Source organism: Streptomyces sp. NPDC001744 (assembly GCF_042892575.1).
Taxonomy (GTDB): domain Bacteria; phylum Actinomycetota; class Actinomycetes; order Streptomycetales; family Streptomycetaceae; genus Streptomyces.
The window spans coordinates 292,670-312,697 of the sequence record NZ_JBIAUG010000002.1 but is presented as its reverse complement, the minus strand read 5'-3'; the positions used below and the strand labels follow the sequence as shown (position 1 = coordinate 312,697).

At 73.3% G+C, this 20,028-nt stretch carries 15 protein-coding genes; 1 reads left to right on the top strand and 14 read right to left on the bottom strand.

Translation table 11 applies throughout. From position 1 onward, the window contains the following. Window positions 1–155: 155 nt before the first annotated feature. On the bottom strand, window positions 156–4,031 hold the full coding sequence (locus ACFYZY_RS03865) for an endo-alpha-N-acetylgalactosaminidase family protein (RefSeq protein WP_388689178.1): 3,876 nt from the start codon (window positions 4,029–4,031) through the stop codon (window positions 156–158). A gap of 130 nt (window positions 4,032–4,161) precedes the next feature. Then, window positions 4,162–4,671, bottom strand: a complete 510-nt coding sequence (locus ACFYZY_RS03860; RefSeq protein WP_388689176.1) for a hypothetical protein — start codon at window positions 4,669–4,671, stop codon at window positions 4,162–4,164. Window positions 4,672–4,897: 226 nt separating this feature from the next. Here ACFYZY_RS03860 and ACFYZY_RS03855 point away from each other — a divergent pair, with 226 nt between their 5' ends. Beyond that, on the top strand, window positions 4,898–5,509 hold the full coding sequence (locus ACFYZY_RS03855) for a YceI family protein (RefSeq protein ID WP_388689174.1): 612 nt from the start codon (window positions 4,898–4,900) through the stop codon (window positions 5,507–5,509). A gap of 108 nt (window positions 5,510–5,617) precedes the next feature. Here ACFYZY_RS03855 and ACFYZY_RS03850 read toward each other — a convergent pair whose 3' ends face one another. From ACFYZY_RS03850 to pruA, 12 genes are all read right to left on the bottom strand, one after another. Then, window positions 5,618–6,961 carry a hypothetical protein gene (locus ACFYZY_RS03850; RefSeq protein WP_388689173.1) on the bottom strand — a complete coding sequence of 448 codons (1,344 nt, stop codon included), beginning with the start codon at window positions 6,959–6,961 and terminating at the stop codon, window positions 5,618–5,620. 52 nt (window positions 6,962–7,013) lie between these two features. After that, window positions 7,014–8,630 (bottom strand): citramalate synthase, encoded by a 1,617-nt coding sequence (gene cimA / locus ACFYZY_RS03845; protein ID WP_388689373.1) that lies wholly within the window; start codon window positions 8,628–8,630, stop codon window positions 7,014–7,016. Window positions 8,631–8,910: 280 nt separating this feature from the next. Continuing rightward, window positions 8,911–10,239 carry an MFS transporter gene (locus ACFYZY_RS03840; protein WP_388689171.1) on the bottom strand — a complete coding sequence of 443 codons (1,329 nt, stop codon included), beginning with the start codon at window positions 10,237–10,239 and terminating at the stop codon, window positions 8,911–8,913. A 75-nt stretch (window positions 10,240–10,314) separates the two neighbouring features. Next, window positions 10,315–10,860, bottom strand: a complete 546-nt coding sequence (locus ACFYZY_RS03835) for a TetR/AcrR family transcriptional regulator (RefSeq protein WP_388689371.1) — start codon at window positions 10,858–10,860, stop codon at window positions 10,315–10,317. 127 nt (window positions 10,861–10,987) lie between these two features. Then, the gene (locus ACFYZY_RS03830; protein WP_388689170.1) at window positions 10,988–12,004 is read right to left on the bottom strand and encodes an agmatine/peptidylarginine deiminase; all 1,017 of its coding nucleotides are present in this window, start codon (window positions 12,002–12,004) and stop codon (window positions 10,988–10,990) included. Between the two features lie 11 nt (window positions 12,005–12,015). Further along, on the bottom strand, window positions 12,016–13,698 hold the full coding sequence (locus ACFYZY_RS03825; RefSeq protein WP_388689169.1) for an urease subunit alpha: 1,683 nt from the start codon (window positions 13,696–13,698) through the stop codon (window positions 12,016–12,018). Continuing rightward, window positions 13,698–14,429 carry an urease subunit gamma gene (gene ureA / locus ACFYZY_RS03820; RefSeq protein WP_388689168.1) on the bottom strand — a complete coding sequence of 244 codons (732 nt, stop codon included), beginning with the start codon at window positions 14,427–14,429 and terminating at the stop codon, window positions 13,698–13,700. Before ureA ends, ACFYZY_RS03825 begins: the two co-directional genes overlap by 1 nt. A gap of 193 nt (window positions 14,430–14,622) precedes the next feature. After that, the gene (locus ACFYZY_RS03815; protein WP_388689167.1) at window positions 14,623–15,729 is read right to left on the bottom strand and encodes a branched-chain amino acid aminotransferase; all 1,107 of its coding nucleotides are present in this window, start codon (window positions 15,727–15,729) and stop codon (window positions 14,623–14,625) included. Window positions 15,730–15,986: 257 nt separating this feature from the next. Then, a complete protein-coding gene (locus ACFYZY_RS03810; protein WP_388689166.1) occupies window positions 15,987–17,027 on the bottom strand; it encodes a 3-isopropylmalate dehydrogenase in 1,041 nt (346 codons plus the stop codon). A gap of 79 nt (window positions 17,028–17,106) precedes the next feature. Next, the gene (locus ACFYZY_RS03805; RefSeq protein WP_388689164.1) at window positions 17,107–17,238 is read right to left on the bottom strand and encodes a hypothetical protein; all 132 of its coding nucleotides are present in this window, start codon (window positions 17,236–17,238) and stop codon (window positions 17,107–17,109) included. A gap of 432 nt (window positions 17,239–17,670) precedes the next feature. Next, complete coding sequence (locus ACFYZY_RS03800) at window positions 17,671–18,207, bottom strand: GNAT family N-acetyltransferase (protein ID WP_388689163.1); 537 nt, start codon at window positions 18,205–18,207, stop codon at window positions 17,671–17,673. Window positions 18,208–18,377: 170 nt separating this feature from the next. After that, window positions 18,378–20,009, bottom strand: a complete 1,632-nt coding sequence (gene pruA, locus ACFYZY_RS03795; RefSeq protein WP_388689162.1) for an L-glutamate gamma-semialdehyde dehydrogenase — start codon at window positions 20,007–20,009, stop codon at window positions 18,378–18,380. Window positions 20,010–20,028: the final 19 nt, after the last annotated feature.

The following is a 20,028-nucleotide window of genomic DNA, read 5'->3' as shown; positions in this document are numbered from 1 at the left end:
GTTTTTTTGTTTGGTTCACCACACCCCCCGGGGGGGGGGCCCCCGGCCGGGGGGCGGCCCCCCCAAGCGGGGCGCCCGGGGGGGGGGGGGGGGGCCCCGGGGCCCCCCCCCCCCCGGGGCGCCGCCCGGCCGTTCCCGTACGGTGCTCGCGCGGGTCAGCCGCCGCAGTGGAAGCGGGCGCTGCCCCAGTCCGCGTGGTCGTTGCCGTTGCCGTCGCCGCCGTCGTCGACCACCAGGTCGACGTAGGCCGCGCCGGTGACGTCGGCGGTGAGCGGCCAGGCGGGGTCCGCGGCCCCGAGGACCGGGGACTTCACCTTCTCCGCGCCGTCCGCGAGGACGGCGAAGCGGACGCTGCCCCGGCCGGTCTGGACGTCGTCCACGCCGACCTCGGCGGTGAAGGAGGCGCACCGGCCGCCGAGATAGTAGCGGACGGTGGAGGGGGCGTGGGTGCCCAGGCCCTTGGCGTGGGCCACTCCCCCGATCCGCAGCGGGGAGCCGTCCCCGGTACCGGTCTCGCCGTTGGAGAGGTCGCGCTCGACGGGTCCCCAGCCGTTGGTGGCCGAGGTCCAGTCGTGGTCGCTGGCCCAGGTGTCGGCGGTGGGCGGCGGGGGCAGGGTGCGGACGGTGGTGGCCGCGGCCAGCCTCCGCTCGCTCCCGCCGACGTCGTAGGTGAGGGAGGCGTCCAGCGGGTACGACCGGTAGGGCGCGTCCACCGGCGGGGTGACCTGCCAGGTGGCGGTGGCCCTGCCGCCCGCCGCGACCGCGTCGAGGACGACGGGCGCGGCCGGTTCGGCGGTCCAGCCCGCGGGCAGGGCGAGGGCGGCCCGCGCGCCGGTGACCCCGGTGGCCTCGTCGTTGGCGAAGGTGACGGTGACCCGGTTCGGACGGCCGGGCTCCAGGGTCTCGGGCGCGGCGACGGCGAGCGAGCCGCAGGCGGCGCGCTCGGGGGCCGGGCCGAGGTCGGTGACGGTGAAGCCGTCGAGGACGAAGTCGGCGCCGTCGGGGGCGTCGGCGCGCTTGCGCAGGCCGGTCCAGGTGTCGCCGCAGCCCGCCGTGGCGGTCTCGGCGAAGTGTCCGGTGGTGCGCTGCTGCCCGATCGGGGTGCGCCGGGTCTCGACCGCGCCGGTGCCGTTCGCGCGGTCGTAGCCGGTGACCCACTCGTAGGCGCCCGCGTGGCTGGACTGGTGGTCGTACTCCACGCGGTAGCGGTGGCCGTCCTTCATCGGGACGGTCCAGGGCGCGGTCCGGTAGACGAGGCCGCTGTTCTCGTCGTGGGACTTGAGGGACTCGGCGCCGCCGATGACGTCGTCGACCAGCTTCCCGTTCCAGCCGGCCCCGGTGTAGGGGGCGTGCGACTGGGCGATGTGGGTGCGCGGGTCGGTCGTGCCGCCGGAGTCGCCCTTGAGGAAGGGCCCCCAGCCCTGGTCGACGGCCTCGAAGTCCTCGTGCACCACGGTTCCGGCCCTGGTGGCGGGGGCGCCGGCAACGACCCGGACGTCGTCCACGCGGACGGCCGCCGCGCTGCCGGCCGCCGCGCGGACCGTCAGGACGGTGCCGCGGGCGGGCGCGGTGAAGGTGACCTTGGCGCGCTGGAAGCGGGTGCCGTTCCAGTCGGAGGCGGCGACCCGGTCCTGGAGCGGGGAGCGCTCGACGGTGACGGACGCGCCGCCGGCGGAGAGGGTGGTCGGGCGGGTCTTCCCGGGCTCGACCTCGATCAGGGCGGAGGCGGTGTACCGCTCGCCGGGGGTGAGTCCGGTGAGCCGCTGCCGGAGTTCGGCGGTGGCGGCGCCGGTGAGCTTCGCGCTGTTGCGCCCCCGCTCGTCGGTGTCACGGGTGACGGTGCCGGTCTTCGTCCAGCCGGCGAGCTTCGCGTCGTTGAAGCCGGGGTCCTTCACCGGGGTGCCCCGGCCCCACTGGGGGTCGGCCGGCTCGGGGGCCCGGTCGGGGTGGAGGACGTACGCCTGTCCGGCGGCGGCCTCCAGGGTGATCCTCCCGCCGGCGGGCCGCACGGTGGCGGTCTTCACGCGCCCGTTGTCGGTGAGCCTGTACACGGTGTACGAGCGGGCCCCGGGCGGGACCTGCCAACTGGTCGTGCCGCCGGTCTCGTTGTAGTGGTAGAGCTTCTTCCCGCCGTCCCAGGGAAGGAGGTAGCCCTTGCCGTCGAGGACCTTGCGGCCGTTCTCGTAGAAGGTGCGGCGGCCGTTCTCGACGGTGCCGCGGACGCCGCCGGTGAAGGTGATGTCGTCGCCGTCCCAGCGGGTGATCCGCTGCCGCTGGAGGTACTTGGCGGGCAGGTTGCGCTGCCAGATGTTGGCGGTGAAGGCGTTCCAGTCGGTCTCGCCGGTCCAGCCCTCGAAGTCGACCAGGGCGGTCTGGCCGAGGACCGGGTCGTCGTTCCAGACGTCCTTCTCGCCGTTGCGGATGAAGCGGATGATCCGCGAGTTGAGGCCCTTGTTGGTGGCGCCGCCGTAGTCGAGGTCGTTGGCCCAGTGGGACCAGAGGGAGGAGCGCTCGAACTTGTCCGCCCACTCGGTGGCGACGTTCCAGCCCTGCGCCCGCACCGCCCGCATCGTCTTGTCGGCGATCCAGCCGTGCGTGTAGTAGACGTCGATGTAGAGCGTGGAGAGGTTGGGGTCGGTCTCGTCGCGGAGCTGCTGGAAGCGGCGGGCGAGGTCGCCGCTGTTGATGTCCCGGCGCTGGTCGATGTAGTAGCTCTGGTTGAGCCAGTTCCAGCCGGGCCTGGTCTTGTCGACCAGGGTCTCGCTGAAGTTCTTCGCCTCGGGGTACGCCTCGGTGGCGTTCACGTGGACGCCGAAGCCGGCGTTCCACTTCTTGCCCTCCCGGAGGAGGGTGTTGAGGTCGGCGAGGCCGCCGGCCCGCTTGTTGTAGTTGCCGCCGTAGTCGGGGTGGGCGGAGTCGTGGCCCTCGGAGCCGTACCCCTTGAGCAGGGCGAACTGGCCGAGGCCGTCGGTGGCGAGGGAGATCCGCTTGACGTCGTCCAGGGTGCGCAGGAAGGGGTGGGTGGCCTGGGAGGCGAAGTTGAACGGGATGTGGGCGACGACCCGGTCGGGCGTCCGCTCGCTGCCGGGGGCCTTGATCCCGATCGTGCGGAAGGCGACGGCGCCGTCCTGCCAGTCGGTGGTCCCGTCGCCGTTGGCGTCGGGGGTGACGACGACCTTGGCCCAGGGCAGGGCGTCCCCCTTCTCGGGCTCCGGGGCGCCCTCGCCGCGATGGGTCCACTGTCCCGACCAGACGCCGACGCGGGTCTCGGTGCCGTTCCTGCGGGCCTGGTGCCAGAAGCGGGCGCCGTCACGGGCGGAGGCGCCGGAGGGCTTGTCGTAGCTGGAGTTGGACTCGACGGCGGCGGCGAGGCCGCCGGCGCTGACGATCGCGTAGGAGGCGCCGACCGGGTTCGCCTCGGCCGGGGTGGCGTCCGTGACCCGCGCGAAGACGTCGGCGGTGCGGGTGGAGTCCGGGTCGAGCCGGGTGAAGGCGGTCGCGGCACCGGCGTCCGACGAGCCCACGGAGACCAGGTCGTGGCCGGGTATGTCGAGGGTTCCGACGCGGAACTCCCCGGTGTCGCGGACGGCGGTGACCCGGAAGGCGGTGGTCCGGCCGTCCACGCTCAGCCGCGCGTCGATCTCGACGCCGGGCAGGTCGGGGAAGACGAGGGTGTAGGCGGCGGAGGTGCGGGACAGGACGGGGGCGCCCTTGGCCCGGACGGCGCGGGCGGTGCCGTTGAGGACCACCCTGGTGACCGGGGCCGTACTGCCGAGGAGCCGGGCGCCGCTCGCGCGGTCGGTGTACGAGAGGACGCGGGGGAAGTCCTTCGCGACGGCCACGGCGAGCGGACCGGAGGTGAGGACGGCGCTCTCGGCGGTGTCCGCCGCGACTCCGGCGGAGGACACGGCTCCGGCGGCGGACGGGCTCCGGACGTCGGCCAGGGCCGGTGGCGCCAGGGCGAGGACGGTGGACGAGGCCACGGCGAGCGCGCAGGCCGCACGGATCCTTCGGGGGTGAGGGAGGGGCATGCGCACCAGTTGGCCCCGGTCCGGCGGCACCGTCAACGGGATCGCGCCGCGGGGAGCCCTCCAGTCCAAGAACCCCCTCCGGTTAGTCCAAGTGGACCCCGGAGGGGGCTCTCCCGGCGGCTTCCCGGGGTCAGCAGCCGCCGCAGTTGTAGAAGGTCACGTCCCAGTGGTTGCCCTCGTCGGCGTAGACGTTGCCCGCGCCGGACTTCCACTGCGGGGCCCCGTCGCCGCGCACGCCGATGTAGGTGAACGTGTTCTTGATGTAGCTGCCGAGGCAGGTGTACTTGCTGAAGTCCAGCTTGTAGCCGTTCCAGTGGGAGTACGTGCCGCTCGCGTGCCCGGTCTCGGTGCCGCCCGTGATGTTGAGGGCGCAGCCGCTGGCGCTCCGGAGCGTCTGGGCGCCCTGGGCGGTGGCGAGGTTGAGCTGCTCGAAGGACGTACAGGTGGAGTTGTTGCGGTCGGAGCAGCCGCCGGACGAGGACCAGGTGATCCCGGAGGACCGGAACATCGAGGTCGCGGTGGCGTGGCTGATCTTGGTGACCGCGTGGGCCTCGCCGGCGGAGACGAGGACGCCGACGCCGGGCGCGAAGAGGGCGCCGAGGACGAGGGCGAGGGCGGTCAGGACGGAGCGGAGCTTCATCGGGTCTTCCTCCTGCTGGTGACCGTGAGGGGGCGGGGACGGCGGTGCAGGTGGTGCGGAGCGCGCAGGGAGATGGTGCCGCAGTTCTACGCGCGTCCGGAAGAGGGCCTCGGCCCTTTCCCGGCGTCTTCCGGGTGAACGTTCCCCGCAGATGTTGAATATTGAACAGAACGGGGCTACAGTCATTCTCGTTGAAGGTTCAACCAATCCCGAGCAAGGAGCAGTCATGGGTCTCTTCGGCCGCAAGAACACCGAGTCCGCCACCGCCGTCGCCACCCTCCCGGTGGACCCGGCCCTGGCCGCCCTGACCGGCGACTACACCATCGACCCCGCCCACAGCAGCATCGGCTTCACCGTCCGCCACGCCATGGTCACCAACGTCCGCGGCACCTTCGCCGAGCACGAGGGCGCGCTGAGGCTGGACGGGACGGACCCGGGCTCCTCCACCGCCTCGATCGACGTGAGGATCGCCTCCGTCGACACCGGCATCGCCGACCGCGACAACCACCTGCGCGGCGCCGACTTCTTCGACGCCGAGCGGTTCCCGCTGATGACCTTCCGCTCCACGAAGGCCGAGCAGCTGGGCGGCGACGCGTACCGGATCACCGGCGACCTGACCATCAAGGACGTCACCCGGCCGCTCTCCGTCGACCTGGAGTTCAACGGCTCCGCCACCGACGTCTACGGCAACGAGCGCGTCGGCTTCGAGGGCTCCGCCGAGATCCTGCGCTCCGAGTGGGGCCTGACCTGGAACGCGGCCCTGGAGACCGGTGGGGTCATGGTCAGCGACAAGGTCCGGCTGACCTTCGACATCTCCGCGATCAAGAACGCCGCCTGACCCCCGGCCGCGAGGCCGTACGAGCGCGCCCGCCCTCCGCCGCATCACGGCGGACGGCGGGCGCTCGGCGTTCCCGGCCTCTCCCCGCCGCTGTCGGCGGGGCCCGCTCTAGAAGCCGCCGCCCCCACCGAAGTCCCCGCCGCCGCCGAACCCGTCACCGCCGAACCCACCGCCGTCGAAGCCTCCGCCGTCACCCGTCCCGAAGTCGCCGGAGGAGAAGTCGCCGCCCTGGAAGCCGTCCCCGCCGTACTCGGAGGCGTAGGCCGGGGTGGAGAGCACGGAGCCGAGGAGGGTGCCCACGAGGAGGCCGGGCAGGAGGCCGCCGCCGAAGTAGCCGCCCGCCCAGGGACCGTAGGCGGGCCCCGCCTCCCAGTAGGGACGGCGGCCGGAAGCGGTGTCGACCGTGCGGGCGGCGGGGTCGAGGCCGTCGTCCAGGCGGGCCGCGTCGGCGGCGCAGACCGGGACCTCGCGGGCGGTGCCGCCGGCCGGGGTCCAGAGCCGGTCCTCGGTGGAGGGGCCGTGGCGCGGGTCGAAGAAGCAGGGGGCGCGCCGCTCGGGCAGCGGGCGGTGCTCGCGGCGGGCGGCCAGGACGGCGAGGGAGAAGCGGCCCTCCTCCAGCGCCTCCGTCACCCCGCGCACGTCGTGCGGGCGGACGGCGGAGGCCATGAGGGACTTGGCCCGGTCGTACGCGTCGAGGGCGCGTTCGTAGTCGCCGCGCATGGCGTCGTCGGCACCGGCCTCGGCGGGGTGGAAGTCGAGGCGGTCGAGCTCCTCGCCGAAGGCGGTGATGTCCTCGTCGACGACGACCCGGAGCCTCTCCAGGGCGGCCCGCTCCTCGGCCTCCTTGCGGAGCCGGTTGCGGCGGACGACGGCGTAGGCGCCCGCGCCGCCCGCGACGACGACGCCGCCGAGGACGGCGAGCCCGGCGAGCGGCACCCCGGAGCCGGAGCCGGCGGAGCCCCAGGAGGAGGGGGCGGAGCCGCGCAGGGCGGGCAGGGCCCGGTCCACGAAGGCGTTCAGCTCGGTGGCCGCGTCCACGTCCGGCGCGCGGACGGAGGCGACGAGGCTCCGGACGGCCGCCGGGGACATCACGGAGGGGTCGACCCCGGCGTCGAAGCGGTCGCCGAGGCGTACGGCGTACAGGCCGGTGGCGCCGGTCCGGGCCCGCAGATCGGCGATGAGCCCGCGCGGGGGGAACTGCGCGTTCGCGGGCAGCACGGCCACGAAGAGCGGCTTGTCCGCGTCCTCGATCTTCCGCGCGAGGGCGTCCGCGTCGGCCTTCGGAAGCCGGCCGGCGGCGCCGGGGTCCACGTAGACCGGGCCCCGGCGCAGGGCGGCGGCCGCGTCGGACACGCCGGTGGTCCCGGCACCCGCGGCGGGCACCAGGACCAGGAGCAGCAGCAGTATCAGCCCGCCGAGAGCCGCCGGGCGGGCGAGCGGCCTGGTCCTCATACATCGACGCTACCCGAACGGCGCCGAACAGGACATAGCAGGCCGAACGCGGCTACTCGGCGGGGTCGAGCCCCGCGCGCAGCAGGCCGTAGGTGAAGGCGTCCTCCAGGGCCTGCCAGGAGGCGGCGATGACGTTCTCGCCGACGCCGACCGTGGACCACTCGCCGTCGCCGTCGCTGGTGGTGACCAGGACCCGGGTCGTGGACTCGGTGCCGTGGCGGCCCTCCAGGATGCGGACCTTGTAGTCGGTCAGCTCGAACTTGGCGAGCTGCGGGTAGATCCGCTCCAGGGCCACCCGCATGGCCCGGTCCAGGGCGTTGACCGGGCCGTTCCCCTCGGCGGTGGCGACGATCCGCTCGCCCTTGGCCCAGAGCTTCACGGTGGCCTCATTGGCGTGGGTGCCGTCGGGGCGGTTCTCGACGATCGCCCGCCAGGACTCCGTGCGGAAGTAGCGGCGGGCCCGTCCCTCGGCCTCCTCGCGCAGGAGCAGCTCGAAGGAGGCGTCGGCGGCCTCGTACGTGTAGCCCCGGAGTTCGCGCTCCTTGACCCGCTCCACGACCCGGCCGACGAGCGCGCGGTCGTCGCCCAGGTCGACGCCCAGCTCCTTGCCCTTGAGCTCGATGGAGGCGCGGCCGGCCATGTCGGAGACGAGCATCCGCATGGTGTTGCCGACCAGCTCGGGGTCGATGTGCTGGTACAGGTCGGGGTCGACCTTGATCGCGGAGGCGTGGAGTCCGGCCTTGTGGGCGAAGGCGGAGACGCCCACGTACGGCTGGTGGGTGGAGGGGGTGAGGTTGACGACCTCGGCGATGGCGTGCGAGATGCGGGTCGTCTCGGCGAGGGCGCCCTCGGGCAGGACCCGCTTGCCGTACTTGAGCTCCAGGGCGGCGACGACGGGGAAGAGGTTGGAGTTGCCGACGCGTTCGCCGTAGCCGTTGGCGGTGCACTGGACGTGGGTGGCGCCCGCGTCGACGGCGGCGAGGGTGTTGGCGACGGCGCAGCCGGTGTCGTCCTGGGCGTGGATGCCGAGGCGCGCGCCGGTGTCGGCGAGGACCGTGGCGACGACGGCCTGGACCTGGGCGGGGAGCATGCCGCCGTTGGTGTCGCAGAGGACGACGACGTCGGCGCCGGCCTCGTGGGCGGCGCGGACGACGGCCTTGGCGTAGTCCGGGTCGGCCTTGTAGCCGTCGAAGAAGTGCTCGCAGTCGACGAAGACGCGGCGGCCGTGCGCGCGCAGGTGGGAGACGGTGTCGCGGACCATCTCCAGGTTCTCTTCGAGGGTGGTGCGCAGGGCCAGTTCGACGTGCCGGTCGTGCGACTTGGCGACGAGGGTGACGACCGGGGCGCCGGAGTCGAGGAGCGCCTTGACCTGCGGGTCCTCGGCGGCGGTGCCGCCGGGCCTGCGGGTGGCGCCGAAGGCGACCAGCTGCGCGTTCTTGAACGCGATCTCCTGGCGGGCGCGGGCGAAGAACTCCGTGTCGCGCGGGTTGGCACCGGGCCAGCCGCCCTCGATGAAGCCCACCCCGAAGTCGTCGAGGTGCCGGGCGATGGTCAGCTTGTCCGCGACGGTGAGGTTGATGCCCTCGCGCTGCGCCCCGTCGCGCAGCGTCGTGTCGAAGACGTGGAAACTGTCGTCGGGGCGCGAACCCTCGGCGTTCTCCGTGGTCATGGCTGTCATGGCTCCTGTCGGATGTGGCTCCGGACTGTCTGGATCCACTTGCCCCCGTCCCCACGCGGCGTCCGCCTCCGGCACGGGTGGGCCGGAAAACGAAAAAACCCCTCGCGGGTGCGAGAGGTCTGCGCGCGGGTCTGGGGCACGGCGTCCGCCTGCGTGGGGGTCGTTCCACGCCTCAGCGGTCACTGCGGACCGGCGCGCCGCTGCCGATAATCATCGTGGTAGCGAGCACGCCGGAAGTCTGTCACAGCCGACGGCGCGATGGTGCGGGATCTCAGGATACGGGCAGGCCGTCTCGTTTCGGTCCGGACGCGGCGGTGTCGCGCGCGCCGGCCCGGCCCAGGTCGACGTCCCGGGTCTCGCGCATCGACAGGTAGACGACCAGGGAGACGGCCGCGCAGCCGGCCACGTACCAGGAGAAGCCCGACTCGATGCCCGCGTTCTTGAACCAGAGGGCCACGTACTCGGCGGTGCCGCCGAAGAGCGCGTTGGCGAGGGCGTACGGGAGCGCGACGCCGAGGGCGCGGATGCCGGTCGGGAAGAGCTCGGCCTTCACGCAGGCGTTGATCGAGGTGTAGCCGGTGACGACGACGAGCGCGAGGAGGGAGAGGCCGAGGGCGGGCCAGAACGATCCCGCGTGCTTGAGCATCGCCATGATCGGCACGGTCAGGAGGGTGGAGCCCAGGGCGAAGGTGATGAGGAGGGGACGGCGCCCGATCCGGTCGGAGAGCCGGCCGGCGAGCGGCTGGAGGCAGGCGAAGACGATCAGGGCGCAGAAGGAGACCAGGGTGGCGGTCCTCTTGGGGAGGCCGGCGGAGTGGGAGAGGTACTTGGTGAGGTAGGTGGTGTACGTGTAGTACGCCACGGTCCCGCCCATGGTGAGCGCGACGACGAGGAACGCCTCGCGGCGGTGCGCCCAGAGGGCCCCGAGGGTGCCCTGCCGGCCCCGCTCGACGCCGTCGCCCGCGCTCTCCTCGTAGACCTCGGTCTCCAGCATGGTGCGGCGCAGGTAGAAGACGACGGCCGCGCCGAGGGCCCCGACGACGAAGGGGATGCGCCAGCCCCAGGCGTGCAGGTCCGCGTCGGACAGGGTCTGCTGGAGGACCAGGAGCAGACCGAGGCCGAGGACCTGGCCCGCGGTCATCGACACGTACTGGAAGCTGGAGGCGAAGCCCCGGTGCTCCGGGGCGGACGCCTCAGTGAGGTAGGTGGCGCTGGCCGCGTACTCGCCGCCCACGGAGAGGCCCTGGAGGAGCCGGGCGACCAGGAGGACGGCGGCGCCGCCGTACCCGGCGACGGCGTAGGTGGGGGCGACGGCGATCAGGACGGCGGAGGCGGACATCAGTGTGACGGTGAGGGTGAGGGCCGCCTTGCGTCCCTTGCGGTCGCCGACGCGGCCGAGGAGCCAGCCGCCGACCGGGCGCATGAAGAAGCCGACGGCGAAGATGCCGGCGGTGTTCATGAGCTTGGCGGTGTCGTCGCCCTCGGGAAAGAAGGCGCCCGCGAAGTAGGTGGCGAAGCTCGCGTACACGAACCAGTCGAACCACTCGACCATGTTGCCGGCGGAACCGACCCAGATCTTCTTCCACTGCTCTCGTCCCATGGAGAGGAACCGTGCCGGAACGCCCACCCCGCCGACAAGGGCGCATCCGGCAACGATCCTGTGGACTTGCGTGCGTTACGGTCGCGCGAGCAGTTCCTGTTCGACGAACTCCCGTACGTGGTCGAGCACGTGCTCCCGCCCCGTGCCCGGGAGGCCGACGGCGACGTGCACGCTGAAGCCGTCGAGCAGGGCGCGCGTCCGGGTGGCGAACCGGTCCGGGTCGACCGGCCGGAACTCCCCGCGCGAGACCCCCTCGGCCAGGATCGCGACCAGGTCCCGGTGCCAGGCCCCCTCGATGGCGGCCTGGCGGGCGCGGGCGTCGGCGCCGGCGTTCTGCGAGCGGTTCCAGACCTCCAGCCAGAGCGTCCAGTGGGGGTCGCGCGGCCCGGTGGGCACGTACACGTCCACGTACCCGTCGAGCCGTTCGCGCGCGGTCCCGGGCCGGGAGAGCAGGGCGCCGCGCCGGGCCCCGAGCCGCCCCTCGCTCCACTCCAGGGCCTGGAGCAGCAGCTCGTCCTTGCTGCGGAAGTAGTAGAGCAGGTGCCCGCTGCTCATGCCGACCTGCCGCCCGAGCCCGGCCATGGTGAGCCCGTCGAGCCCGCGCTCGGCGATGGTCCCCATGGCGGCGGCGAGCACCTCCTCGCGGGGCGGGGCGGCCTGGTGGCGGCGGCGGGGAGGGGTCGGCGGCCTGCTGCTCTGACTCACTCGTACGTTCTACCCGATGACGGACCCGCGCAGCTCCGGCCGCTCACACCGCCGGCTGCTGCTGGGTGATGCAGTGGATGCCGCCCCCGGCCGCGAAGATCGCGCGCGCGTCGACCAGGACGACCTCGCGCTCCGGGAAGAGGCGGCGGAAGATCTCGGCGGCGAGTTCGTCGTGGGGGTCGTCGAAGGCGCACAGGATCACGGCGCCGTTGCAGAGGTAGTGGTTGATGTAGGAGTAGTCGACCCAGTCGCCGTCCTCGTCCTTGAGGACGGTGGGGGCCGGGATCTCGACGACCTCCAGGGAGCGGCCCCGGGCGTCGGTGGCCGCGCGCAGGACGTCCGCGTGCGTCCGGGAGCGCTCGTGGTCGGGGTGGGCGGGGTCCCGCTGGCTGTGGACGAGGACCGTGCCGGGGCGGGCGAAGGCGGCGACGATGTCCACGTGGCCCTGGGTGCCGTACGTGCCGTAGTCGGCGGTGAGGCCGTGCGGGAGCCAGACCGCCTTGCCGGTGCCGAGCCTGGCGTGGATCTCGGCCTCGACCTGCTCGCGGGTCCACCCGGCGTTGCGGCCGGCGCCGAGCTGGACGGTGTCGGTCAGCAGAACCGTTCCCTCGCCGTCGACGTGGATCGCGCCGCCCTCGTTGACGAGCGGGGAGGACACGACGGGGACTCCCGCGACGTCCGCCACGTGGCGGGCGACCTGGGAGTCGTGCTCCCAGCGGGCCCAGTCCTGGGCGCCCCAGCCGTTGAACACCCAGTCCACGGCGGCGAGGCCCGTGCCGTCCGTGACGAAGGTCGGACCGGTGTCCCGCATCCAGGCGTCGTCGAGGTCGCGCTCGACCAGCTCGACGTCGTCGCCGAGGAGCGCGCGGGCGCCCTCCGCGTCCCCGGGGGCGACGACCATCGTCACCGGTTCGAAGCGGCGCACGGCGCGGGCCACCGCGGCCCAGGCGGCGCGGGCCCCGGCCAGCGCCTCCCCGTCGCCGAAGGTGGGGTTGGGGCTGGGCCAGGCCATCCAGGTGCGCTCGTGCGGCGTCCACTCGGCGGGCATGCGGTACGTCATGATCACGGGTCCTAGAGGAAGTAGAGGCGGTTGAGGGAGACGGATTCGACCGCCTCGGAGCGGATCGGGGAGCCGTCGAGCGAAACGAGACCGGTCCGGTCGTCCACCTGGACGTCCCCGACGCGGGAGTTGAGCCGCAGGTCGGCCGGGCCGATGCCGCGCGTGCCGCGCACGGCGACGCGCCGGCGGCGGGTCGGCATGCGGTCGGTGCCGAGGTCGACGGCGGCCCCCGCGACGAACGCCACGGAGATGTCGGCGGCGGTGGCGCCGTGCGCGCCGAACTGCGGCCCGAGGACGAGCGGTTCGCAGGTGTCGGTGGCGGCGTTCGGGTCGCCCACGACCCCGTACGCGGGGAAGCCCGCCTTGAGGACGAGCTGTGGCTTGGCGCCGAAGAACTCGGGGCGCCACAGCACGATGTCCGCGAGCTTGCCGGGCTCGATCGAGCCGATCTCGTGGGCGAGGCCGTGGGCGATCGCCGGGTTGATGGTCAGCTTGGCCACGTAGCGCAGCACGCGCGCGTTGTCGTCGTGCGGGCCGTCGCCCTCCAGGGGGCCCAGCTCGGCCTTCATCTTCCCGGCCATGGCGAAGGTCCGGCGCACGGTCTCGCCCGCCCTTCCCATGCCCTGCGCGTCGGAGGAGGTGATCCCGATCGCCCCGAGGTCGTGCAGGACGTCCTCCGCGCCCATGGTCCCGGCCCTGATCCGGTCGCGCGCCATGGCGGCGTCGCCGGGCAGGTCGGTCTTCAGGTCGTGGACGGAGACGATCATCCCGTAGTGCTCGGCGACCGCGTCGCGGCCGAAGGGCAGGGTGGGGTTGGTGGAGGAGCCGATGACGTTCGGCACGCCCGCCATCTTCAGGACGTTGGGCACGTGCCCGCCGCCGCAGCCCTCGATGTGGAAGGCGTGGATCGTGCGTCCTTCGAGGACCCGCAGGGTGTCCTCGACCGACAGGCACTCGTTGAGGCCGTCGCTGTGCAGGGCGACCTGGACGTCGTGCTCCTCGGCGACGCGCAGGGCGGTGTCGAGGGCGCGGGTGTGGGCGCCCATGTCCTCGTGGACCTTGAAGCCGGACGCGCCGCCCTCGGCCAGCGCCTCGACCAGGGGGGCGGGGTCGGAGGACGAGCCGCGGGCGAGGAAGCCGATGTTGACGGGCCAGGCGTCGAAGGCGTTGAAGGCGTGGCGCAGCGCCCACGGCGAGTTGACGCCGACGCCCCAGACGGGACCGAACTCCTGGCCGATGACGGTGGTGACGCCGCTGGCGAGCGACGCCTCCATGATCCGGGGCGAGAGGAGGTGGACGTGGGTGTCGACGGCTCCGGCGGTGGCGATGAGGCCCTCGCCGGAGACGATCGAGGTGCCGGTGCCGACGACGACGTCGACGCCGTCGAGGGTGTCGGGGTTGCCGGCCCGGCCGATGGCGTGGATGCGGCCCTCGCGGATGCCGATCGAGACCTTGCGGACGCCCTGGACCGCGTCGACGACCAGGACGTTGCTGATGACGACGTCGCAGGTGTCGCGGACGGCGGCGGCCTTCAGGTGCAGGCCGTCGCGAGCGGTCTTGCCGAAGCCGGCCAGGAACTCGTCGCCCGGCTTCTGGGAGTCCGACTCGACCCGGACGACGAGGCCGGAGTCGCCCAGGACGACCCGGTCGCCGGCGCGGGGGCCGTGCACGGAGGCGTACTCGTAGGGGTCCATCAGTTCTCGTCTCCGCTCTCGGCCCCGCCGGCGTCCCCGCCCCGGGCTCCGTCCTCGATCCCCAGGTAGCCGCAGGCGGCCGCGCGCCGCAGGGCCTCCTCCTTCGCGCCGGGCGCGTCCAGCGGGCCGTCGACCAGGCCCGCGAAGCCCACGGCGACGCGGGCGCCGCCGATGGGCACCAGGCCGACCTCGGCCTCGCCGCCCGGGTCGAAGCGGAAGGAGGCGCCGGCCGGGATGGCGAGCCGCATGCCGTAGGCGGCGGCCCGGTCGAAGTCGAGGCGCGGGTTGACCTCGAAGAAGTGGAAGTGGGAGGTGACGCTGACCGGGACGGTCGCGGTGTTCCGCACGTGGAGGGTGAGGGCGGGTCCGGACTCGGGGTGGCCGGGGCCGGGCAGGAGGGCGCCGGGCGCTTCCGGGCCGAGTCCGCCCCCGCCGATCGGGTCGGAGACGACCGCGAGGCGGGAGCCGTCGTCGAAGACGGCCTCGACGTGGATCTCGGTGACCACGTCGGCGACGCCGGGGAGGACGTCGTCGGGTCCGAGGACGGAGCGGGCGGCCTCGATCGCCTCGGCGAGCCGTCTGCCGTCGCGGGCCGCCTCGCAGACCGTGTCCGCGATGAGCGCGGTCGCCTCGGGCACGTTGAGCCGCAGGCCGCGGGCGCGGCGGGCCCGGGCGAGTTCGGCGGCGCCGAAGAGCAGCAGCCGGTCGCGTTCCGTGGGGGTCAGTCGCACGTCCCCAACACCTCCTGTTTGAGCGCCACTCTAAAGGGTGAACCCGCAGGTTCCAAGGGCGTGCGCGAGAGAGAAGCTCAGGACGCCTTGACCGGCACTCTAAACGACGGACGGACGGGGACGCGGAACGCGCCCGGGTCCCCGGAACCGTGGTGGTTCCGGGGACCCGGGCGCGGGAGGTGCGGGGCGGCTCTCAGCCCAGCTCGTGCATCCAGCCGTGGGTGTCCTCGGTCCTGCCGGTCTGGAGGTCGAGCAGCGCCTCCCGCAGCTTCATCGTGATCTCGCCGGGCTCGCCGTCCGACTGCCGCCACTCGCCGCGCTCGGACTTGACCGTGCCGACCGGCGTGATGACGGCGGCGGTGCCGCAGGCGAAGACCTCGGTGAGGGTGCCGTTCTCGCTGTCGGCCTGCCACTGGTCGATGGAGACGCGGCCCTCCTCGGCCTCCAGGCCGAGGTCGGCGGCCAGCTTGAGCAGCGAGTCACGGGTGACGCCGGCGAGCAGCGAGCCGGTGAGGGCCGGGGTGACCAGCCTGGCCTTCTCGCCGGCCCCTCCCCCGTACACGAAGTACAGGTTCATGCCGCCCAGCTCCTCGACCCACTTGTGCTCCACGGCGTCGAGGTAGGCGACCTGGTCGCAGCCCTTCTCCGCCGCCTCGGCCTGCGCGAGCAGGGAGGCCGCGTAGTTGCCGCCGGTCTTGGCGTCGCCCACGCCGCCGGGGACGGCGCGGACGCGGTTCTCGGAGAGCCAGATGGAGACGGGCTTGACGCCGCCGGGGAAGTACGGGCCGGCCGGGGAGGCGATGACGACGAAGAGGTATTCGTTGGCCGGGCGGACACCGAGGCCGACCTCGGTCGCGATCATGAAGGGGCGCAGGTAGAGCGACGCCTCGCCGCCGTGCTCCGGGACCCACGCCTTGTCGTGCCGGACGAGGACGTCGCACGCCTCGACGAAGGTCTCGACGGGCAGCTCCGGCATGGCCAGGCGGCGGGCGGACGCCTGGAAGCGGCGGGCGTTGGCGTCGGGGCGGAAGCTGGCGACCGAGCCGTCCGGGCGGCGGTACGCCTTCAGGCCCTCGAAGATCTCCTGCGCGTAGTGCAGGACGTTGGTGGCCGGGTCGAGCGCGAGCGGGCCGTAGGGGACGAGCTGGGCGTCGTGCCAGCCGCGGCCCTCGGTCCACCGGATGGTGACCATGTGGTCGGTGAAGTGGCGGCCGAATCCCGGGTTGGCCAGGATGGCCTCGCGCTCCGCGTCGGACAGCGGGCTGGAGGAGGGCTTGAGCTCGATCGTGGGCGTCGTCATGAGTGCGTGTCCTTCACCGGTCGTGTGGGGAGGACCGCGCGCGTACGCCGCCGTCGGAGACTGCTGTCCCCGACGGAGCGGACGCCCGGGCATGCCCGCATGCCGCGGCCCCGCGTTCGATTATCGCTCGCGGGGACCGGTGCGGGAAACGGGTGCGCGCGGTCCGGGAGGAATGGGGTGCGCTCCCGGTGGCCGCGCGGATGACGGCCGCCGGGCGCTGCGTGACCCGGCGGCCGTCCGGTGACGGTCGGCGCGGGTCAGCTCGCTACTCGCGCGGCGAGCGCGTCGCCGATCTCGTCCGTGGTGCGGAACGCGTCGCCGCGCTCGGTGAGGTCGGCGGCGACGGCCTCCTCGACGCGGACGGCCTCGGCCTCGTGGCCGAGGTGGCGCAGGAGGAGGGCGACGGAGAGGACGGTGGCCGTGGGGTCGGCCTTGCCCTGGCCCGCGATGTCCGGCGCGGAGCCGTGCACCGGCTCGAACATGGACGGGAAGTCGCCGCTCGGGTTGATGTTGCCCGAGGCGGCGACGCCGATGCCGCCGGAGACGGCCGCGGCGAGGTCGGTGATGATGTCGCCGAAGAGGTTGTCGGTGACGATCACGTCGAAGCGGGCCGGGTCGGTGACGAGGAAGATCGTCGCGGCGTCGACGTGCAGGTAGTCGGTGGTGACCTCGGGGAACTCGGTGGCCACGCGGTGGAACGTGTCCGTCCACAGGTGGCCGGCGAAGGTCAGCACGTTGTTCTTGTGGACCAGCGTGAGCTTCTTGCGCGGGCGGGCCTGGGCGCGGGCGAAGGCCTCCCGGACCACGCGCTCGACGCCGAAGGCGGTGTTGACCGAGACCTCGGTGGCGACCTCGTGCGGGGTGCCCTTGCGGATGGTGCCGCCGTTGCCCGTGTACGGGCCCTCGGTGCCCTCGCGGACCACGACGAAGTCGATCTCGGGCTGCCCGGCGAGCGGGGTCGCCACGCCGGGGAGCAGCTTCGAGGGACGCAGGTTCACGTGGTGGTCGAAGGCGAAGCGGAGCTTCAGGAGGAAGCCGCGCTCCAGGACGCCGGACGGCACCGACGGGTCGCCGATGGCGCCGAGCAGGATGGCGTCGTGCTTCTTGAGGGAGTCGAGGTCGGCGTCGGTGAGGGTCTCACCGGTGGCGTGGTAGCGCTGGGCGCCGAAGTCGTACTCCTCGGTCTCCAGCTTCACGTCCTGGGGAAGCACGGCCGCGAGGACCTTGAGGCCCTGGGCCACGACTTCCCGGCCGATGCCGTCGCCGGGAATGACTGCGAGATCGATGCTGTGAGACATGTCGGCACCCTACTTCTCGTCCCACCCTCTGACACATCGCGTCCACCATGTGGACGAACGGTCCGGGCGGGACGGGGCCTCAGTGGCCGGTGGAACCGCCGTTGTCCCGGCGGTCGAGGGCGCGCTGGAGGGCGGCGGCGGCGTTCCGGCGGGCTTCGTCGGCGGGGCGGGAGGCGGAGTGGCGGACGCGGCGGGCGGTCTGGACGGCCATGGGGATCGACTCCTCGAGATCGGTGGTGATCCGGTGCGCGGGATCCGCGGCGCCCGGGACCGGTGACGGCCGGCGGCCTCGGGCCGTGCCGGCCGGCGGCAGCCGGTGACGTGCGGGGATCCGTGGTGCGTGAAGGTGCCGGAGGGGCGGGGAGCGCCGCCGCAGGGGTTGCCTGCACGGGGCGTCGCGCTCTCGACCGCCGTTCGCTGATGGAGCGAGACGTTCGGCTCCTACAAAGCTAGGACAGGAAGCCGCGCCTGTCTCCACAATTACTCGGACTTCCTACTATCTGAGACGGCGGGTCACCGGGAGTCGTCCGGCGGCGGCCCGCCGCTCCCGCACGGGGGCGCGGACCGCGGGTCGGCCCGCGGCCCACGAGGGCCGGGCGGCCCCGCGTGACGCCGCCGTCCCGGCGGAGGAGCCGGGCGGTCCTCACATCACGTCGCCGTCCCGCCAGTCGAAGACCAGCGGGGCGGCGGGGTCCGGCAGGTCCCGGCCCGGCGCCGGGCGCAGGAGGACGTTCCCCTCCTCCTCCGCGAGGCGGACGGTCCCTCCGGGCGAGAGCGCTTCGAGACGCCCCTCCCAGACCCGCCAGCCGCGCGCCCGGTAGAGCGCGGCCCCCTCCTCCGAGGCGTCGAGCGCCCCGAAGGCGTACGTCCGGTCGATCACCCGCTCCAGTGCGGCCATGACCGCCCCGCCGAGCCCCCGGCGGCGCAGGTCCGCCCGGACGGCGACCCCCTCCACGTACCCGACGCGGTGCGAGCGGCCCCGGTGGATCGCCCGGCGCAGGACGACGGCGCCGTGGGCGGCGATCCCCCGCTCGTCCTCGGCCCAGGCGTGGACGCCGCCGAGGGTGTGGTCCCAGTCGTCGTCGGAGAAGTCGCCCCCGAAGGCGGTGTCGAGCATCGCGCGCACGGAGCGGAGCCGGGCGGCGCCGAGCTCATGGGTGGGAGCGGTCCTCACGGTCATGCGCCCACCCTGCCACGGCGCCCCGGCCCGGCGGGCGCGGACGGGAAACCGGGAAACGGGACCGCCCCCGACCTCGGTTGGGGGACCGGGGAAGGGGGCGGTGTCAGGGGCCCGCCCACGAGGGGCGGGCGTCTGCCCGGGAGGGCGGGGCCGCTCGCGCGGCGGGGGCGTCAGCCCATGTGCGGGTAGCCGTACTCGGTCGGCGGGACCAGCGTCTCCTTGATCGCGCGGGTCAGCGTCCAGCGCGTCAGGTTCTGCGGGGCGCCCGCCTTGTCGTTGGTGCCGGAGGCGCGGCCGCCGCCGAAGGGCTGCTGGCCGACGACGGCGCCGGTCGACTTGTCGTTGATGTAGAAGTTGCCCGCGGCGAAGCGGAGCTTCTCCATCGTGTACGCGGCGGCGGCGCGGTCGTTCGCGATGACCGAACCGGTGAGCGCGTAGTCCGAGACCGACTCCATCTGGGTCAGCATCTCGTCGTACTTCTCGTCGTCGTACACGTACACGGCGAGGATCGGGCCGAAGTACTCGGTCGTGAAGACCTCGTTCTCCGGGTCGGTGCACTCGATGACGGTCGGGCGGACGAAGTAGCCCACCGAGTCGTCGTAGGTGCCGCCGGCGACGATCGTGCAGCTCGGGTCGGAGGCGGCGCGATCGATGGCGGCCTTGTTCTTGGCGAACGAGCGGTCGTCGATGACGGCGCCGATGAAGTTCGACAGGTCGGTGACGTCACCCATGCGGATGCCGTCGACCTCGGCCGCGAACTCCTCCTTGAAGCCGTCGTTCCAGATCGAGGCCGGGACGTAGGCGCGCGAGGACGCGGAGCACTTCTGGCCCTGGTACTCGAAGGAGCCGCGGGTCAGGGCGGTCTTCAGGATCGCGCGGTCGGCGCTGGGGTGGGCGACGACGAAGTCCTTGCCGCCGGTCTCGCCGACGATCCGCGGGTACGAGCGGTACTTCTCGATGTTGTTGCCGACCGTCTTCCACAGGTGCTGGAAGGTCCTGGTCGAGCCGGTGAAGTGGATGCCGGCCAGGTCGCGGTGGTTCAGGGCCACCTCGGAGACGGCGATGCCGTCGCCGGTCACCAGGTTGATGACGCCCTTCGGCAGGCCGGCCTCCTCCAGGAGCTCCATGAGGAGCACGGCGGCGTGGGTCTGCGTCGGGGACGGCTTCCAGACCACCACGTTGCCCATGAGGGCGGGGGCGGTGGGCAGGTTGCCCGCGATGGCGGTGAAGTTGAACGGCGTGATCGCGTAGACGAAGCCCTCGAGCGGGCGGTGGTCCAGACGGTTCCAGACGCCCGGCGAGTTGGCCGGCGGCTGCTCGGCCAGGATCTGGCGGGCGTACGCCACGTTGAAGCGCCAGAAGTCGACGAGCTCGCACGGGGTGTCGATCTCGGCCTGCTGGGCGGTCTTGGACTGGCCGAGCATGGTGGACGCGGCCAGCGTCTCGCGCCAGGGGCCCGCGAGCAGCTCGGCGGCGCGCAGGATGATCGCGGCGCGGTCGTCGAAGGACATCGCGCGCCAGGCCGGGGCGGCGGCCAGGGCCGCGTCGATCGCGTCCTGGGCGTCCTGCTCGGTGGCGCCCCGGAAGGTGCCGAGGACGGCCTTGTGGTGGTGCGGCTGGACGACCTTGAACTCCTCGCCGCCGCCCATGCGCTTCACGCCGCCGATGGTCATCGGCAGCTCTCGCGGGTTGTCGGCCAGCTCCTTGAGCTTGGCCTCCAGACGGGCGCGCTCGGGGGAACCGGGGGCGTAGCCGTGCACCGGCTCGTTGACGGGAGTGGGGACCTGGGTCACAGCGTCCATGAGTCTCGATACTCCTTCT

Coding starts and splice junctions, on each gene's coding strand:
- ACFYZY_RS03865 (WP_388689178.1), bottom strand. CDS start 4,031: ATGCCCCTCCCTCACCCCCGAAGGATCCGTGCGGCCTGCGCGCTCGCC.
- ACFYZY_RS03860 (WP_388689176.1), bottom strand. CDS start 4,671: ATGAAGCTCCGCTCCGTCCTGACCGCCCTCGCCCTCGTCCTCGGCGCC.
- ACFYZY_RS03855 (WP_388689174.1), top strand. CDS start 4,898: ATGGGTCTCTTCGGCCGCAAGAACACCGAGTCCGCCACCGCCGTCGCC.
- ACFYZY_RS03850 (WP_388689173.1), bottom strand. CDS start 6,961: ATGAGGACCAGGCCGCTCGCCCGCCCGGCGGCTCTCGGCGGGCTGATA.
- cimA (WP_388689373.1), bottom strand. CDS start 8,630: ATGACCACGGAGAACGCCGAGGGTTCGCGCCCCGACGACAGTTTCCAC.
- ACFYZY_RS03840 (WP_388689171.1), bottom strand. CDS start 10,239: ATGGGACGAGAGCAGTGGAAGAAGATCTGGGTCGGTTCCGCCGGCAAC.
- ACFYZY_RS03835 (WP_388689371.1), bottom strand. CDS start 10,860: ATGGGGACCATCGCCGAGCGCGGGCTCGACGGGCTCACCATGGCCGGG.
- ACFYZY_RS03830 (WP_388689170.1), bottom strand. CDS start 12,004: ATGACGTACCGCATGCCCGCCGAGTGGACGCCGCACGAGCGCACCTGG.
- ACFYZY_RS03825 (WP_388689169.1), bottom strand. CDS start 13,698: ATGGACCCCTACGAGTACGCCTCCGTGCACGGCCCCCGCGCCGGCGAC.
- ACFYZY_RS03815 (WP_388689167.1), bottom strand. CDS start 15,729: ATGACGACGCCCACGATCGAGCTCAAGCCCTCCTCCAGCCCGCTGTCC.
- ACFYZY_RS03810 (WP_388689166.1), bottom strand. CDS start 17,027: ATGTCTCACAGCATCGATCTCGCAGTCATTCCCGGCGACGGCATCGGC.
- ACFYZY_RS03805 (WP_388689164.1), bottom strand. CDS start 17,238: ATGGCCGTCCAGACCGCCCGCCGCGTCCGCCACTCCGCCTCCCGCCCC.
- ACFYZY_RS03800 (WP_388689163.1), bottom strand. CDS start 18,207: ATGACCGTGAGGACCGCTCCCACCCATGAGCTCGGCGCCGCCCGGCTC.
- pruA (WP_388689162.1), bottom strand. CDS start 20,009: ATGGACGCTGTGACCCAGGTCCCCACTCCCGTCAACGAGCCGGTGCAC.